Genomic DNA, 16,167 nt, shown 5'->3' on the forward strand with positions numbered 1-16,167 from the left:
CGGCGTTAGGTTGGCTTGTCGTACGCAACTAATGGATCAACCAGCCGATACCCAGTCCCAGTATCAGCATGGCCGCCAACTTGATCCGCTCTCGCCGCTTGCGTCGCGCCTTGGTCAGGCGTTCTTCTGCTGTTGCCACATGCAGACCGAAACCGGTATGCAACACCGCATCACCCTCCAGGGTCACGGCGCCCAGGTTCAGCTGCGCGTAACGCTTGGAAAGCCCCTTCTCACCCTCGAACCCGGCATAGGGCGCGCACAGCCGATATTCCTTTATGCGTCGCAACCCCGGGTTGAGTGAAAACCCCTGCCACTCAGGCTTGTCGGACAGCAGGGGATAACACGGCACCCCTCCAATCACTTCACGCGGCCCCAAATGGATATAGGGACTGTGCACCTGCAAGTCGTAAACGTAGTTGCGCAACCACACCTGTAAAATATCGGGTCGCTGCTCCAGTACCGTCTTGGAGTCCTCGACAAAGCCGGGTCGATAAAACGCCCAGTCATCCTCGCAATGGAAAATGTAGGGGGTCTTGACCGACTCGTAGGCCAGGTCGATAGATGCCAACTGCCCAAGCTTCGGGCGATTGATCAAGAAAGTGCAATGACTGTGCCAGTGCTCTGGAACCGCAAGGCGCACGGCATCATCGCCGGAGTCTTCGGTGATGAAGACTTCGCGTATGTCCGCCGTATTGAACAGATCGAAGCTCGCGAGCGTGCGCTTCAACAAATCGAAGCGACCGCAACTGGTCACTACGAGCGTTATGTCGCTTTGATCGGAGAATTGCATTCAAGCCTCGATAATATCATATAGCCATCACTTATGGCCATTTGGCCGACATTAAACGCCCAGCTTCGAGCGCAACCTTTCCAACAGACTCAGTGGAGCACGCGGCCGCAAGGGCGGTTCAAGCACTTCGACAATCCGCTGGCCGATACGAGCAAAGCTGAACTGACTGACAGCCAGCTCCTGCCCACAGCGTGCAATGTCGGCCGCCAACTGCGGGTTCGACCGTAACACGGCGAGTTTTTCCTGCAACTGCGGGATGTCCTTGTAGAACACCACATTGGCCATGTCTACGAAACCGAGGGCCGCATTTTCCTCAGCGCCCTGATCGAACGCCAGCAATACGCAACCACAGGCCATGGCCTCGAAGTTCTTGATCATGTACTCGCCCATGCCCACATCGGCACTGACGAAGAAACGAATCCGGTTGAGTGTGGCGCAGTATTCCTCGCCGGATTTGGTGCGCGTAACCACCAAAGGTTCAACCTGTGCCAACTCATCAAGCAGTGCCTTGCGACCACTGTAGGCCACGCTATTGGTACTGCCGACAAACGCCAGCTCGATATCACGTACACGTTCCTGCGGCTGCAGCAGCGCCTGATCGTAGCCCTTGGGCACAAACACTGCGTCAAAACCTTCGGCACGCAGGCGTTCGGTCACCATATAGCCGGAGCTGATCACCCGCGCCCACGGCAGACGGCGGTAATGCGCGCTGAACTTGCCGGTGTACTTGCAGGGAATATAGTTCTGGTAGGCGTCGTGCTCGAGGATCACCAGGTTCGGGATCGTACGAATAAACCCGGCCTGGCGGATCTCCTGCTTGAAACGCAGGAAGAACACGATGCGGTCGTAACGGTTCACATCGACTTCGCGCCGGAAGTAACCACGCAGGTTGCGCTGCTCATCACTGCTCAACCAGCGGATGTCACACTCGCAATGCTCGGCCACGCCTTCGTACAAGCGATCCAGAATGGCGCGCTGCTCTTTCTGCACCAGAAACAAGACTTTCATTACTTATCCTTTCCCAAACGCCAGAACAACTCATGCCGTCGTACGGCCTTGCGGAAAAATTCGTTCTCGCCGTAGGGTGATTGCGCACGGCCTGCCAACACGCGCTGCAGCCAGCGCCGCACACGGCGCTTGAACGGTGGCGCAGGTTGCAGATCATGCATCATGCCCAGCGCCATGGCCTTGTCGCGCTGTTGCTCCAACGACAATGACAGGCTGCACGGCGTCAATTCCAGCCCATCATCGAACTGCGGCGGCAACGCAATACCGGCGCCAGCATCGCCCATGGGCCAGCGGTCGTTGTCATGCAGGTGGTTGGCGTAGCCCAGTAAGGTCGTCGGTTGCCATTCCAGCCCTTGCAGGGCTTCGATTACCGCCTGCTGCGCGCAGATGTGGTCGGGGTGCGGGTCGATAACCGGATGGGGCAACACGATCACTTCGGGACGTGCGGTGAGCAGCAATTGGCGCAGGTCGGCCAGCAGGTTGTTCCAAGTGGGCAGGCCATCCACGTCAGCCGGCAGCGGAAACGGGTTGAACTGGCGGAACAGGCGGATATCCGAGAGGTTCGCTTCGCGTGAGGCCACCGGTTGATCCGGCGTCGCGCGCATCGCGGGCAATTGCAGGCAGAAGTAACCGAGCTGCACGCAATGCGCTTCGGGCACCCCGGCCCAGCGGGGCACGGCGATGCTGTCCCAGGCGCGCAGGCGCCCCTTGAGGCGCGAGGCTTCGGCCGGGGCCAAGCCCATGTGCTGATAGTGTTCTGCTTCAATCTCACCGGCGGTGAGGGTCACGATCCAGGGTTTGTCGGCCTGGCTGTACAGACCAAACGCGGCCAACTCGGCATCGTCGGCGTGAGGGGCGATTACCATCACCCGTTGTGCCGCATAATCCGCAGTGGCCCACTGCCATAGCCGGGGCGCGCCCAGCAGTCGGCAAAAGCGCCCGCGCAAACGCAACTCGCCGGCCACCAGGGCGGGCGCCAAACCACTGAGATTGAGATAACGAACGCCGTTCACGCCACGTTCGAACACCTGTCGATCGGGACTTGTTCCGCCCGATAGTTCAATGGCCGGGTCCAAAAAGCGCCCCAGCCAACTGCTCTTGACGCGGATGGCCAACACCAACGTCGCATCAGCCTCCAGGGCCGAATCAACCAGCAGTCGCCCGCCCTCCAAGCGAACCGCTCCCACCTCGGCATCTGCCGAAAAGCGGTATTGATAGTCTTCGTTGGGGGCATAAAACAGGTGGTCGGCAAACCACGCCTCGTGGGCAACCCAGGCCAGTACGCCGAGCACAAACGGCAGCCACCAGGCCACCCAGATACCGATCACCACCAGCAGCATCAAGCCAATCAACAGGCCAATGCGCTTGTTGCGTCGGTGGCGCTTGAGCAATTGCTGTTTGCGGCTCATACGCTCAGCACCGGTACGGGGTTGCACCACCGGTCCTTGTACTCCCGGTCGGCGCGACCGAAGGAGAAGCGCAGCGGCTTGCCGGCCTCGCGCGCCTGTTCCCAGGCACTCTGGGTGTTCAAGAAACTCAGCACACTGCCTGGGCTGAACGCGCGGGTTTCAGGGTCCACGCCACCGTTGACGTACTCCACGCTGATCCACTCGGGCGACTCAACCCGGTACACCAGTTGGACGGCAATCGGCGCATCGTTGAGAAAAATCACCGAGCCTATCAGCCACTCGCGCAACAGCTCGATCACTTGCGCCATACGCTCAGCTCCCGTGGCGACAAAACCCCAGCGGCGCAGGAACAAATCGCAGTAGATCGCCGCCAGTTCCTCGCTGGAAAATTCACTCACCGGCCGCACGACGCCCCCCGCCTCTTCCAGCAAACGCAGTTCACGGCGTTGGTTGTAGCGGAATTTCTTCGACAGCTCTTCCGGTGTACGCGCCATGGCCAGTTGCTCAGCCTGGGGCTTGAGGCCACTGAAACGGCCTTCGTTCAACACCGACAGGTAGCGTGCACGCTGGCGCAGCGGCGCTTTGGCATCGGCAGCAGCCGGCAGGATCAGCTCGGCGTTGCCCAGGTCGAACAAGCCTTTTTTGCCGCGTTGCTTGAGCACATCCTTGGACAGGGCCAGGTCTCGTCCCCAGGTCGCGATGCATGCTTGAAGCTCGCCGCCCTGCTCCCAGGCCAGGTAACGCACCGGGATCTCGGCGAGCCCCGCCAGGCGCTCGATCACCTGCGGGTGGGTGGCGACGCTGCCACCAAAACGCTGCCAGGCGTCGTTGTAGGCAGGCGCATCCACGACGGACCAGCCCCGCTCGCGCCAGCCTTGGAATCGATTGAGCATCAAGCCCCCGCGGTCAGTTCAATAACGTGCGGCAGTTGCCAAAAGGTGTCGCGTACCGCCTGATCCGAAAAGCGCGCATGCAGGCGCTCCAGCATCATCTCGGCACACTGCCGTTGCTGGTGCTGATCCATCGCGGCCAGGTGTCGCAACCCTTGGGCCAGGTGTTCGGCATCGCCCAAGGGAAACAGGATACCCACGCCCTCGACCACTTCCTTCGCCCCACCACATGCCGTGGCCAGCAACGGCACGCCAGCGGCCATGGCCTCCAGCAGCACCATGCCGAACGGCTCGTGGTCGGAACTCAACGCAAACACATCGAACGCGCGGAAATACCGACGCGCATCCGGTACCTGGCCAAGAAACAATACCTTGTCGGCAATCCCCAATTCACGGGCCAGTTCCTTGAGGTCCTGTTCCAGGCGGCCGGTGCCGAGGATCGCCAATCGGCTGTGCTCCGGCAGGTGCGGCAGCGCCAGGGCAAAGCCCTTGAGCAGCGTGGCTTGGTCCTTGTCCGGGTGTAGGCGGCCGACATTGCCGACCACCCATTCGTCCGGCGACAGCCCCAGGGCATCACGCGCGTCATCCACCGGCACCTGCATGGCTTGCAGCGCGCCGACATCAATGCGGTTGTACAAGGTCTGGATGCGTGCAGCCGGCCAGGCCGGGAGGCAGCGGCGCATGTCGTCACGCACCGCGTCAGACACGCCCAGCAAACTCAGGCGCTTGCGGAATAACCCGGCAAACAGCTTGCGGCTGCGGCGCTGATAATCGCCAAAGGCGTGATGCACACCGATCACCGGCAACCGCGTGGCCAGCAAGGCCACGTAGATAGGCTTGAAACGATGGGCAATGCAAAAACTGAAGTTGCGCGATGCCGCGATCTTGCGCAGCTCGGCAATGGCCGACAGCTTCAGGCCGCGAACGGCCTTGGAGCTGTACGCCATGAACAGCACTTCATCGCTGGCACAACCGGCGGCCACCTCGGGGTCGGCGACCCCGGTAAGGAACACCGTCGTCACCTTGTAGCCAGACCCTGCGAACAAACTGGCGTACTGTCGCGCGCAGTCCAGGAACGGTCCGTCATAGCTATGACAGAACTGCAGGACGTGGCGGTCAGCCGAGCGCGTCATAAGGGTCCACGCCGTCTTTGACGACCAGGATGTCTTCCATGATCAGATACTGCAGGTCGGAGCCGAAGAACATGTTCAGCGCGTCGGTCGGCGAGCAGATCATCGCTTCGCCGCGACGGTTGAGCGAGGTGTTCAGGGACACGCCGTTGCCGGTGAGGACTTCCAGTTCCTTCATCATGTCGTAGTAGCGCGGGTTGTATTCGCGCTTGAGCACCTGGGCACGGGAGGTGCCATCTTCATGGACCACTTCCGGCACGCGGGTTTTCCACTCTTCGGCCACTTCAAAGGTGAAGGTCATGAACGGCGCCGGGTGGTCGACCTTGATCATCTGCGGAGCCACGGTGTCGAGCATCGACGGGCAGAAAGGCCTCCAGCGCTCGCGGAACTTGATCTGGTGGTTGATACGGTCAGCCACGCCAGTGGCGCTCGGGCAACCGATGATCGAACGACCGCCCAGGGCACGCGGACCAAACTCCATGCGGCCCTGGAACCAGGCCACCGGGTTGCCGTCGACCATGATCTTGGCGATGCGCTGGGGCATGTTTTCGATCTTGCGCCAGTTCGGCTTGCTCTCGTGTCTGGCGCACGCGGCAATCACGTCTTCGTTGCTGTAGGACGGGCCGAGGTAGACGTGTTCCATCTTCTCGACCGGTACACCACGGGCGTGGGACACATAGGCCGCCGCCCCCACGGCAGTGCCGGCATCGCCGGACGCGGGCTGCACGAACAGCTCCTTCACGTCGTCACGGGCGATGATTTTCTGGTTCAGCTTGACGTTCAGCGCGCAACCGCCGGCGAAGGCCAGCTTGCCGGTGTCTTTCAGGATGTCGCCCAGGTAGTGGTCGATCATCTGCAGGGCCAGCTTCTCGAACAGTGCCTGCATACTGGCGGCGTAATGGATGTACGGCTCGTCGGCGATATCGCCTTCGCGCTTCGGCCCCAGCCACTCGATCAGTTTTGGCGAGAAGTAGAACCCCTTGCCCTTTTCTTTATAACGGCGCAGGCCGATGACGTTGGCGTAGTCGGTGTTGATCACCAGCTCGCCGTTCTCAAACGAGGCCAGACGCGAGAAATCGTACTTGCTGGCATCGCCATACGGCGCCATGCCCATGACCTTGAACTCACCGTCGAGCATCTCGAAACCGAGGAACTCGGTGATCGCGCCGTACAGGCCGCCCAGGGAGTCCGGGTCGTAGAATTCCTTGATCTTGTGGATCTTGCCGTTCTCGCCATAGCCGAAGAACGTGGTGGCGTACTCGCCTTTACCGTCGATGCCGAGGATCGCGGTTTTCTCCTGGAAGCCGGAGCAGTGGTAGGCACTGGACGCGTGGGCCAGGTGGTGCTCCACCGGCTCGATCTTGATTTTCTTCGGGTCGAAGCCCAGTTGTTCCAGGCACCAGACGATCTTGTTGCGATAACGCTTGTAGCGACGGTTGCCCATCAGGATCGCGTCGAGGGCGCGGTCCGGGGCATACCAGTAACGCTTGGCGTAGTGCCAGCGGGCCTCGCCGAACAGGCTGATCGGGGCGAACGGGATCGCCACCACGTCAACGTCGGAAGGCTTGATGCCGGCCTGTTCCAGGCAGAACTTCGCCGATTCGTAGGGCATGCGGTTCTTTGCATGTTTGTCGCGTACGAAGCGCTCTTCTTCGGCGGCCGCGATCAGCTTGCCGTCGATATACAAGGCTGCGGAAGGATCATGGCTAAGGGCGCCGGACAGGCCAAGAATCGTCAATGCCACAGGGGTCTAGCCTCTTTTAGTCTGCATGCAGGCGGGTTGCGCCTGAAAAAAGTGTGCCTCCTGCCTGGGCAGGAAACAGCTAAAGGGCGGGATTATAGCTTAAAAGCAGGGCAAAGCTGTTAGCGGCAAACGGCGAGCGGAACTAGCGGAAGATCTCAATGCTGCCGTCCTTGTTCTGTCGGTAGATCGTGTAGGGCAGCACCAGTGTGTCCAGTACGCCGGAGGCAACGAACTCGATGGCGACGATCGGGAGGGCGTTGCCCGCATGGTCCGTCAGCGTTTGGTCCTTCAGGCTTTTTCCAGCCCTGGGCTCGCCATTGAGCGTACAAAAGCCGTAGATCATGCCGCTGTAGATACGCGGTACGCTTTCGCAATGGCTACGGGAGTCCTTGAGGTTCTGGCTGGTTACAACGTACGGGCGGAACACGGTGTTGATTGTGCCGCAACCGGAAACCAGCAGCAGGGCAGACATGAACATGGCCTTGCAACTACGACTCACAGCTAACTCCTACTATCCCAAAGACTTAAAGCGCCGCGACTTACGTCACGGTTACACTGTTCAGGCACTCGTCAGGAGCGGCCTGGCCGCCAATAAATGCCTATGTTGCCATCGGCAGTCTGCCGGTAGATCGTATAGGGCAGCACGACGGTATCAGCAACGCTTGAGGCGGTGATGTCCACCAGCACCCACGGCACAAGCACGCCCGTGAAGTCCGGCGGCGCGTTCAGAAGGCAGAAGCCGAATGCAGCGCCGCTGTAGACGCGAGGTATGGCCTGGCAATAGGTCTTTTGCTTGCGCAGTTCACGGGTAGCGGCCATATCATCACGTAATACCGTATTCAACGTTCCACAGCCACTCAATACAACGCATGCGGCGCTCATTGCAGCAGTCATTTTCAACGTCATGCACAGCCCTCCGAGTGGTCTGCGATGCTAGCAGCGCCATGTTGGGTAACCCCAGCCCCCGACACCGATGCCCCCTGTGGGAAATATCCGAAATGGAAAAAACTGCCCGAACCACTAAACTCGCGCTCTTTTGCGCGTTTACGTCCTACGCGCCATAGATTTCGGCTGACCCCATGAAAACCCTCACTCGCTTGACCCTGCTGCTGCCCGGCCTTTTCGCCTTGAGCGATGCTGCCCGCGCCGAGGACGCACCACTGGTGCTCGACCCCAGCGTGGTCACCGGCTCGCGCAACGCCAGCCCGACGTTCGACCTGCCCTACTCGGTGGACGGCATCAGCCGGCAGCAGATCAGCGATGGCCAACTGGGCATCAATGCCTCCGAGGCGCTGGCCCGCGTGCCGGGTCTGGTGGTGCAGAACCGCCAGAACTACGCCCAAGACCTACAGATTTCTTCCCGCGGCTTCGGCGCCCGCTCGGCCTTTGGTGTGCGCGGTCTCAAATTGATTGCCGACGGCATCCCTGCGAGCACCCCGGACGGCCAGGGCCAGGCTGCCACCTTCAACCTCGACACCGCCGAGCGCATCGAAGTGCTGCGCGGTCCTGCGGCCACCTTGTATGGCAGCAATGCTGGCGGCGTGATCCAGATGTTCTCCCGCGACGGCGAAGGCCCGCCGCGCATTGGCGCCGAAACCCTGGTGGGCAGCGACGGCTTGAACAAGAACCACCTGACCGCCGAGGGCGCAGCGAATGGCGCAGGCTTCGTGCTCGACGCCTCGCGCATGGACACCAACGGCTACCGCGACCACAGCAGCGCGCGCCGCGACCAAACCTTTGCCAAGCTCAACGTGCAGCCGGATGACGACAGCAAGCTGGCACTGATCTACAGCAGCCTGGAGCAAAACGGCACGCAGGATCCGCTGGGGCAGACGTGGGCGGCGTACAAGGCCGATCCGCGCTCGGTAAGCGCCAATGCACTGACGTACAACACGCGAAAAAGTATCGACCACCAGCAATTGGGGATGAATTACGAGCGCTATATCGGTGATGCGACGCTGCAGGTGAATGGGTATACGGGGCGGCGGAGTGTGATTCAGTATTTGTCGATTCCCAAAGGCACCCCGGCCAACGAACGCGGCGGCGGCGTGGTGCAATTCGACCGCAAGTTCTACGGCGGCAGCGTGCGCTGGATGCAGCCCATCGAAAGTGCACCGGGCGAGCTGATGATCATCACCGGCCTGGACTTCGACCAGAGCGAGGACAGTCGCCACGGTTACCAGAACTACAGTGGCAACACCCTCGGCGTGAAAGGCCAACTACGCCGTGATGAAATCGACACCGCCCGCAGCCTCGACCCCTATATCCAGGCCAACTGGGCCCTCGATCGCTGGACCCTGCAAGCCGGGGTCCGCCACAGCACCATGGAGCTGGACGTCGACGACCAATTCCTCAGCAACGGCGATTCCAGCGGCAACAAGACCTATCAAAAAAACACGCCGTCGATGAGCGTGATGTATGCGTTCACCCCGCAGCTGCATGGTTATGTCAGTGCCGGCAAAGGCTTCGAAACACCGACCCAGGCGGAATTGGCCTACGCACCGGGCAGCATCGAGGGCTTCAACTTCGGTCTCAAGCCTTCCGAAAGCACCCAGTACGAGGTGGGCTTGAAGGCCCAGCTCAACAACACACGCATCAACGCGGCGGTCTTCCAGATAACCACCGAGGATGAACTGGTGGTCTATCAATCCCTGGGCGGTCGCACCAGCTACCAGAATGCCGGTCGCACCCTGCGTCGCGGCTTCGAACTGGGCGTCGAAAGCCAACTCAGCGAACAGTGGACCGCCAACCTCGCCTACACCCGCCTGCAAGCCACCTACGACAGCGACTTCACCAGCGGCGGCAGCACCGCCGTCGACAAGGGCAATTACCTGCCCGGCGTACCGCAAACCACGCTGTTCGCCGAGCTCAACTGGAAGCCCCGCGACTGGGTCAGCACCGCCATCGAAGGCCTGTACCGCAGCAAGGTCTATGTCGAAGACACCAACAGCCAGCGTGCCGCGCCGGCCTACAGTGTCTTCAACTGGCGCGCACGTTTTGAGCAGAAAGTCGAACACTGGACCTTCCACCAGACCCTGCGCCTGGATAACCTGCTCGACCGCCAATACGTCGGCTCGGTGATCGTCGGCGACGGCAACAACCGTTACTACGAAGCCGCTCCTGGCCGCTCGTGGTACGCCGGTGCTGGCGCCGAGTACCAATTCTAAAACCACCACAAGGCTCATGTGGGAGCTGGCTTGCCTGCGAATGCGTTAGGTCAGCAACAAATGCACTAACTGACACACCCTATTCGCGGGCAAGCCCGCTCCCACATTTTGACCGCGATCAGACCTGAGCTGGCAAGCGCTGATCGATGAGTTTGTACAACGCACTCTCCGATGGCCAGTTACGCATGAACCGTGCACGGTCCTTGGCGTACGCCGGGGCGAAGCTGGCGGTGGAGGTGTGTTGGCACATCGCGTCCAGGTCGATGAGGGACCAGCGGTCCTTGTCCCAGAACAGGTTATGCCCCTTGAAGTCGCCATGGCTGATGCGCTCGCGGATCAGTTCGGCAAACAGGTGATCCAGCGCCAGCAGTTCGTTTTCCGGGGCGTCGCCGTTTTCAACGTACGGCGCGAAGCGTTCGATGATGTCCGGGCCAGGCAGGTATTCGGTGATCAGGTACGCGCGGCCGCGCAGCCACAGGAAGCGCTTTTCCAGCACGGCCAGCGGTTTGGGCGTGGCGATGCCGAGGAAGGCCAAGCGGTTGCCTTCGCGCCAGGAATGCCAGGCTCGGCTCGGGCGCCAGAAGCGCTTGAGCCAGTGGGCGAAGCCTTTGATGTTGTAGCGCTTGATCACCAATGGCCGACCGGCCACTTCAACCTTGGCCACGCTGGCGGCGCCACCGGTCTTGTACAAATGCCCCTGGTCCAGCAGCGTATCGGCCTGCTCCAGCACGGGCAGCATCGCCGCTTCTTCTTCGCGACGAATCGCGCGCAAGGCGAAGGCGCCTCGCACCACGCTGAACAGCGTGCATTCGCGACCGACCTTGTTCAGGAAGTCCCGGAGACGCCAGGCGCTGACTTTGCGCACCTGTTTCTCCAAAGCTTCCAGCGGCAGGGCGTGCTCGCCATTGGCAAGCAGGTAATAAACCAGCAGCTCTTCGGTGAACGGCGCGAGATTTTTTGGCAATTGGGCGAAAAACACCCCGAGGTTTTCCAGCACACGGTTGCGCGACAGCGGCTTGCCCGCCTCTTCGGCGCGGATCCCGGCGCCATCGATCAGGTAAAGCTTGCCGTCCTGACGCAGCAGATTGTCCAGGTGCAGGTCTTCCTGCCAAAGCCCCTTGGTGTGCATCTGCGCAATTGCGCCCAGCGCTTCGGCCAGCACTGCGGTTTGTTCGTCCGCCAACGGCGGCAACCCTTCGACGGCCTGCCAGGCATCCGCCAGGCTTTCGGCGCCCTCGATGAATTCGAACAGCAACCAACCGCCCTCGCCTTCCTGCAAGCCATCGGCCAGCAACAACGGCGTGGCCAGGCCTTGCTCGGCCAGCAAGCGCACGCCGCTGAGTTCACGCTGAAAGTGCCGCGCGGCCTTGCTGCCCACCAGTAACTTGGCCAATACCGGACGGCCGCGCCAGACGCCCGCGCCCACGTACCGCTCGCCCGGCAACACGCGCAACAGGCTCAGCAGTTGCAACTGGCCAGGGCCCGCCGCATCGGCCAGCGTCAGGGTCAGGGGCAAGTCCGGCGTGCGGCCGGCGCTTTTCAGCTCGGACAAACGCATCAACGGTTTTCCTTGTGGCTGCGGCGGGCGGTCAATTTCTGTAGCCAGGTGGCGACCAGCGCGCTGTCTTTGGGTTGGTCGAGGTAGGCGGCCAAGAGCTGGCGCACTTGCTCGTCAGACCACTGCGGCGCCCGGCGCAACAGCGGCTCCAGGTCCTTGACCCGATCGCGCCAGCCGAACAGCAGCGGGCGGGTTTTCTCCAGGTCGATCAACTGCGCGGCATAGCCGTCACCGGTGGCCTGCATAAAAATATGCTTGGGGTAAAAACAGCCATGCACCTGGCCGACGCCGTGCAGCCGACGCGCCAGCTGGCCGCAAGCCAACAGGATCGCGCTGTGCTGGGCGTCGCTCAACTGCGACCACTGCTCCAGCAACGAATCCAGGTCATTCCAGCCGTCCAGCGCACGGGTCAGCAGCATCGCGCGGTGCTCGCCGGCGACGTTACGCTCGCCATAGAACGCGGCCTGCAAGGCAGGGATGCCGAGCTTGCGGTAACGGCTGATATTGCGGAATTCGCGGGAGAAACTCGGCTCGCCAAAGGGCCGGTGCAGGCTGCGCGTCAGGTAGTTGCTCTGGCGCTTGAGGTAGTAACCGTGGCCGTCGAGTTCGAGGCGAAACACGCTGCTCCAGCCCCCGCGACTGGTATTGGGTTCGTCCACTGCGTCCAATTGCTTGGCCCACAGGGCGTCGAAGGTCGCCAAACCGTTGCGCTCCAGTAGCGCACGGTCTTCAGCCGCCAGGAAATCACTCATTCGCGTCCCTCGAAAAACTTCACCACGTGGCGAATACGCTCTTTATCCGATGCACTCAGGTGCCGGCGCTGACGGTATTGCATGTAGAACCGCAGGCGCTGGGTGGCGGACAGGTGATACTTGGCCACCTTGTCCAGGCAGGCCAGGTCTTTGGTGATGCGGTACTTGAGCCAGAACCCGCGCCAGAAATCGCCGTTGGGGCAGTCGATCAGGTACAGCGTGGACTGATCGTCGATCAGCAGGTTGCGCCACTTCAAGTCGTTATGGGTAAAGCGGTGATCGTGCATGGTGCGCGTATATTCCGCGAGCTGGCGGCTCACCGCGTCGACCCACTTGGGGTCGCGCAGGCGCGAATCGTGACGCTCGGCCAGCACCGACAGGTCTTCGGTCCTCGGCAGTTCACGCGTGATCATCGCCCCACGGTCGTAGGCCAGACCCTTGCGCTCCAGGCCCCAGGCGACCACATCCGCCGTGGGAATGCCCCACTTGGCGAAGCGCTTGAGGTTCTGCCATTCGGACTTGACCCGCGGCTTGCCCAGGTAGCGCCGCAGGCCCTTGCCGGCGCCGGTGTAGCGCTTGACGTAATAATTGACCCCGCCACGCTCCACGCGGATCACTTCTGACAGTGGGTCGCGGGTCAGCCGCTCGCCCTGCAGGGCGAACACGGCTTCGAGGCTTCCAAAATCATCCGCCAGGTGGGCGTAAGCAGGTTCCAGGTTCCAACCCGCCATCAGATCGCATCCCCGTAACGTTGCTTGCGCGCATAGAGCTTGTCGGCCTTGCGCTGCATCAGGCTCAACGACGCCGATTGCTCGGCCAGGATCTGGCGAAGCGGCTGGCGGAAGTAGCCCTTGAGGAAGCGCAGTTTGTCGCGGCGGGTCAGGCCGATCTCCAGCGCCGAGTAGTACAGCGCGGACAGGTCCTTGTCGCGCCAGCGCAACGGCAGATGGGCGCGCAGTTGCGCGCGGTGCAGGTCGATCACCGACAGCTTGATGTTGTTCGCGTCGATAGGTTTCGACGTATCCAGCAAGAAGTGGCACAGGTAGCAATCGCGATGATTGACGCCACCCCGGTGCATGTCGCCCACCATGCGCGCCAGCTCGGCCGTGAGGGCGTGCCGCAACGCGGGGGCAGGCGGTTGCGTCAACCAGTTGAGGGTTACGTCTTCGAGGCTGAGGGTCGGCGCCAGCTCTTCGGTGATGATGAACGAGTGCTGGTCCGCCGGGTTGCTGCCCTTCTCGCCGAAGGCCACGCCGGTCATCGTCGGCACGCCGAGTTCCTGCAAGCGATGAATCGCCGACCACTCAAGGCCGGCGCCGAGTACCGGCAGCTTGGCGGTGATCAGGTTCTTGAAGATCTCGCCCCAGCCGATGCCACGGTGGATCTTCACGAAATACGGACGGCCATCCACCTCGGTACGCAGGGTGCGACGCGCCGCCAGTTCACGGAATACTTCACCTTGCAGTTTCTCGACTTCGGCAAAGGCATCAAGCCCGGCCCACAAAGTCTTGAACGGTTCGGCAAGAATCAACTTCATCGTTTTGGCTCCGCCAGAATCACATCCGCAGCGTGCTGCGGCATGCTGTAGAGGTCGGCCGTCTCAGCGAAGGCCAAGCCATTGCGGCTCCAGGCCGCGCGCTGTGCAGTGTCGGTGAGCATGTGCGTCAGGTACTGGTTGAGCTGGTTCTGTTCGAACGGCTCATCCAGCACCAGGCCGCTGTCGGCTTCAGCGATGTAATGGGCATACCCACACACGGCCGAGACCAGCACCGGCAACCCGGCCACCAGGGCTTCGAGCAATACGGTGCCGGTGTTTTCGTTGTACGCCGGGTGGATCAACAGGTCGGCGCCCAGCAGAAAACGCGGGATATCACTGCGGCCCTTGAGGAACTGCACGTTGTCCCCCAGGCCCAGCGTCGCGCTTTGCAATTGGAATACTTTGGGGTCGTCCTGGCCGATTACAAACAGGCGCGTGCGTTTTTTCAGCTCCGCCGGCAGCGCGGCCACGGCCTTGAGGCTGCGGTCGACACCCTTGGTCTTGAAGCCCGAGCCAATTTGCACCAGCAGCAGGTCGTCAGCGCCCAGGTTGAATTCCTTGCGGAACCCTTCACGGATTTCGGCGGCATTCGGCGGCGCACGGCGGTCCTGGGCAATGCCCGGCGGCAGCAGGTGGAAGCGTTCCAGCGGCGTGTCGTAATGCTTGATGAACAGCGGTTGCTGCACTTCGGAGATCATCAGGACTTCAGTCTTGGCCTCCTTGGCGAACACCGCGCGCTCGTAATCAGCGAAGTGCTTGTAGCGACCAAAATAGCGGTACAGCGAGTGGCGCAGGTTCTGCGCCTTGTCTTCAAAGCAGCCGTCGGCGGCGTAGTACACATCCAGGCCAGGCATTTTATTGAAGCCGATCAAGCGGTCCACCGGGCGCTTGGCCAGGTCGGCGGCCATCCAGGCACTGAGCTTTTCGTTGCGCCGATGATTGAAGAACGCCTTGACCGGCGCCACCAGCACTTCAAAGCCGGGTGGGATATCGCCTTCCCAGATCAGCGTGTAGACACGAATCTGATGGCCGCGCTGCTGGCACTCCAGGGCGATGCGCATGAAGTCACGCTGCAGGCCACCGAAGGGGAAATATTTGTACAGAACAAAAGCCAGTTGCATCAGTGCAGCTCCTCAGCCAATAACAACGTGCTCAGTCGGCTTGCCACACGCTCAGGGTTCAGGCGCGTGAAGCACAGGGGCGACTCGCGCTTGATGTCGAACCGACGCAGGTCGTCGGCCGTCGGTTGATAGGTACAGTGTTTTTGCAGGCACGGCGCACAGGGGAAGTCGCTGGCCAGGTGAATCTGGCCCTTGCCGTAGGCGCCGGTGAGGCCAGGGTTGGTCGGGCCGAACAGGGAAATGGTCGGCACATCCAACGCGGCAGCCAGGTGGCCGAGACCGGTGTCCACCGCCACACAGGCGCGGGCGCCGGCCAGTACCCGGGCGACACCGGCCAGGTTCAACTTGGGCAGTACTTCGGCGTTTTGCAGGCCCTGGGCCAGGCGTTCGGCGCGGGCTTTTTCGGCGGCGTTGCCCCACGGCAATTTCACGTCCACGCCCAGGCGCCCCATGCGTTCGGCCAGTTCGCGCCAGTAGGCTTCGGGCCAGTGCTTGGTGTCCCAGGTGGTGCCGTGCAGCAGCAGTACAAAGGGTTTCTTGGGCGGCAGGCCGAGCAGTTTTTCGACACTCAGGCCGTAATCGCCCAGGCCCTTGGGCAGGTCGTAACCCAGCGCCACGGCAAACAGCTGGCGCAGGCGCTCCACCGCGTGTTGCCCACGGGCCACCGCCAGGCGCCGGGAATAGAAGCGCGCAGCGATGGGCTCTCGGGCCGAGTTCTTGTCGAACCCCGCCACCGGCGCCCGCACATAGCGGGTCAACCAGGCGCTTTTGAGCAGGCCCTGGGCGTCGATCACCAAGTCGTATTTCGTCGACTGGATGCGCTGCTTGAAACGCCGCCATTCGCCACTCTTGATGGTTTGCCAGAGGTTCTTGCGCCAGCGGCGGATCGCCACCGGGATCACTTTGTCGACCGCCGGGTGCCAGGTGGGGATCTCGGCGAAGCCCTCTTCCACCACCCAGTCGAATTGAATGCCGGGGATCGCCCGCGCGGCATCGGTCAGTGCCGGCAAGGCATGGATCACGTCGCCCAGGGATGAGGTCTTGATTACCAGTACGCGCAA

The 16,167-nt window shown here is 61.8% G+C and carries 15 protein-coding genes; 1 reads left to right on the top strand and 14 read right to left on the bottom strand.

Annotated elements, in window-relative coordinates:
• Positions 1-28 precede the first annotated feature (28 nt).
• The 8 genes from CWC48_RS08040 to CWC48_RS08075 form a co-directional block, all read right to left on the bottom strand.
• Positions 29-790, bottom strand: coding sequence for a hypothetical protein (locus CWC48_RS08040; RefSeq protein WP_078046565.1), 762 nt, complete (start codon positions 788-790; stop codon positions 29-31).
• Between the two features lie 51 nt (positions 791-841).
• Positions 842-1,798 carry a glycosyltransferase gene (locus tag CWC48_RS08045; protein ID WP_100491640.1) on the bottom strand — a complete coding sequence of 319 codons (957 nt, stop codon included), beginning with the start codon at positions 1,796-1,798 and terminating at the stop codon, positions 842-844.
• Entirely contained in the window at positions 1,798-3,207 is a 1,410-nt protein-coding gene (locus CWC48_RS08050) for a PIG-L deacetylase family protein (RefSeq protein ID WP_100491641.1), read from the bottom strand. The genes CWC48_RS08045 and CWC48_RS08050 overlap by 1 nt, the downstream gene beginning before the upstream one ends.
• Positions 3,204-4,100, bottom strand: a complete 897-nt coding sequence (locus tag CWC48_RS08055) for an antimicrobial resistance protein Mig-14 (RefSeq protein WP_078046562.1) — start codon at positions 4,098-4,100, stop codon at positions 3,204-3,206. The genes CWC48_RS08050 and CWC48_RS08055 overlap by 4 nt, the downstream gene beginning before the upstream one ends.
• On the bottom strand, positions 4,100-5,230 hold the full coding sequence (locus tag CWC48_RS08060; protein ID WP_100491642.1) for a glycosyltransferase: 1,131 nt from the start codon (positions 5,228-5,230) through the stop codon (positions 4,100-4,102). Before CWC48_RS08060 ends, CWC48_RS08055 begins: the two co-directional genes overlap by 1 nt.
• Positions 5,214-6,971 carry a carbamoyltransferase gene (locus CWC48_RS08065; protein ID WP_065900046.1) on the bottom strand — a complete coding sequence of 586 codons (1,758 nt, stop codon included), beginning with the start codon at positions 6,969-6,971 and terminating at the stop codon, positions 5,214-5,216. The genes CWC48_RS08060 and CWC48_RS08065 overlap by 17 nt, the downstream gene beginning before the upstream one ends.
• Before the next feature lie 142 nt (positions 6,972-7,113).
• Positions 7,114-7,443 (bottom strand): YceK/YidQ family lipoprotein, encoded by a 330-nt coding sequence (locus tag CWC48_RS08070; protein ID WP_371857042.1) that lies wholly within the window; start codon positions 7,441-7,443, stop codon positions 7,114-7,116.
• Positions 7,444-7,541: 98 nt separating this feature from the next.
• Positions 7,542-7,877, bottom strand: coding sequence for a YceK/YidQ family lipoprotein (locus tag CWC48_RS08075; protein WP_078046559.1), 336 nt, complete (start codon positions 7,875-7,877; stop codon positions 7,542-7,544).
• Between the two features lie 173 nt (positions 7,878-8,050).
• Here CWC48_RS08075 and CWC48_RS08080 point away from each other — a divergent pair, with 173 nt between their 5' ends.
• Positions 8,051-10,138, top strand: coding sequence for a TonB-dependent receptor (locus CWC48_RS08080; RefSeq protein ID WP_100491644.1), 2,088 nt, complete (start codon positions 8,051-8,053; stop codon positions 10,136-10,138).
• A gap of 118 nt (positions 10,139-10,256) precedes the next feature.
• On the opposite strand, the gene CWC48_RS08085 is transcribed toward CWC48_RS08080, so the two are convergent.
• From CWC48_RS08085 to waaC, 6 genes are read right to left on the bottom strand one after another with little or no spacing between them, the layout of a single operon-like run.
• A complete protein-coding gene (locus tag CWC48_RS08085) occupies positions 10,257-11,696 on the bottom strand; it encodes a lipopolysaccharide kinase InaA family protein (RefSeq protein WP_100491645.1) in 1,440 nt (479 codons plus the stop codon).
• A complete protein-coding gene (locus CWC48_RS08090; protein WP_078046556.1) occupies positions 11,696-12,448 on the bottom strand; it encodes a lipopolysaccharide kinase InaA family protein in 753 nt (250 codons plus the stop codon). Before CWC48_RS08090 ends, CWC48_RS08085 begins: the two co-directional genes overlap by 1 nt.
• Entirely contained in the window at positions 12,445-13,179 is a 735-nt protein-coding gene (locus tag CWC48_RS08095) for a lipopolysaccharide kinase InaA family protein (RefSeq protein WP_100491646.1), read from the bottom strand. The genes CWC48_RS08090 and CWC48_RS08095 overlap by 4 nt, the downstream gene beginning before the upstream one ends.
• Positions 13,179-13,985 (bottom strand): lipopolysaccharide core heptose(I) kinase RfaP, encoded by an 807-nt coding sequence (gene rfaP, locus CWC48_RS08100; RefSeq protein WP_100491647.1) that lies wholly within the window; start codon positions 13,983-13,985, stop codon positions 13,179-13,181. Before rfaP ends, CWC48_RS08095 begins: the two co-directional genes overlap by 1 nt.
• Positions 13,982-15,106 carry a glycosyltransferase family 4 protein gene (locus tag CWC48_RS08105; RefSeq protein ID WP_078046553.1) on the bottom strand — a complete coding sequence of 375 codons (1,125 nt, stop codon included), beginning with the start codon at positions 15,104-15,106 and terminating at the stop codon, positions 13,982-13,984. Before CWC48_RS08105 ends, rfaP begins: the two co-directional genes overlap by 4 nt.
• On the bottom strand, positions 15,106-16,167 hold the full coding sequence (gene waaC / locus CWC48_RS08110; protein ID WP_099492868.1) for a lipopolysaccharide heptosyltransferase I: 1,062 nt from the start codon (positions 16,165-16,167) through the stop codon (positions 15,106-15,108). The genes CWC48_RS08105 and waaC overlap by 1 nt, the downstream gene beginning before the upstream one ends.

Source organism: Pseudomonas sp. S10E 269, from assembly GCF_002798465.1.
In the GTDB taxonomy this organism is placed as follows: domain Bacteria; phylum Pseudomonadota; class Gammaproteobacteria; order Pseudomonadales; family Pseudomonadaceae; genus Aquipseudomonas; species Aquipseudomonas pergaminensis.

Coding starts and splice junctions, on each gene's coding strand:
- CWC48_RS08075 (WP_078046559.1), bottom strand. CDS start 7,877: ATGACGTTGAAAATGACTGCTGCAATGAGCGCCGCATGCGTTGTATTG.
- CWC48_RS08055 (WP_078046562.1), bottom strand. CDS start 4,100: ATGCTCAATCGATTCCAAGGCTGGCGCGAGCGGGGCTGGTCCGTCGTG.
- CWC48_RS08040 (WP_078046565.1), bottom strand. CDS start 790: ATGCAATTCTCCGATCAAAGCGACATAACGCTCGTAGTGACCAGTTGC.
- CWC48_RS08080 (WP_100491644.1), top strand. CDS start 8,051: ATGAAAACCCTCACTCGCTTGACCCTGCTGCTGCCCGGCCTTTTCGCC.
- CWC48_RS08050 (WP_100491641.1), bottom strand. CDS start 3,207: ATGAGCCGCAAACAGCAATTGCTCAAGCGCCACCGACGCAACAAGCGC.
- CWC48_RS08045 (WP_100491640.1), bottom strand. CDS start 1,798: ATGAAAGTCTTGTTTCTGGTGCAGAAAGAGCAGCGCGCCATTCTGGAT.
- CWC48_RS08060 (WP_100491642.1), bottom strand. CDS start 5,230: ATGACGCGCTCGGCTGACCGCCACGTCCTGCAGTTCTGTCATAGCTAT.
- rfaP (WP_100491647.1), bottom strand. CDS start 13,985: ATGAAGTTGATTCTTGCCGAACCGTTCAAGACTTTGTGGGCCGGGCTT.
- CWC48_RS08090 (WP_078046556.1), bottom strand. CDS start 12,448: ATGAGTGATTTCCTGGCGGCTGAAGACCGTGCGCTACTGGAGCGCAAC.
- CWC48_RS08095 (WP_100491646.1), bottom strand. CDS start 13,179: ATGGCGGGTTGGAACCTGGAACCTGCTTACGCCCACCTGGCGGATGAT.
- CWC48_RS08105 (WP_078046553.1), bottom strand. CDS start 15,106: ATGCAACTGGCTTTTGTTCTGTACAAATATTTCCCCTTCGGTGGCCTG.
- CWC48_RS08070 (WP_371857042.1), bottom strand. CDS start 7,443: ATGTCTGCCCTGCTGCTGGTTTCCGGTTGCGGCACAATCAACACCGTG.
- CWC48_RS08085 (WP_100491645.1), bottom strand. CDS start 11,696: ATGCGTTTGTCCGAGCTGAAAAGCGCCGGCCGCACGCCGGACTTGCCC.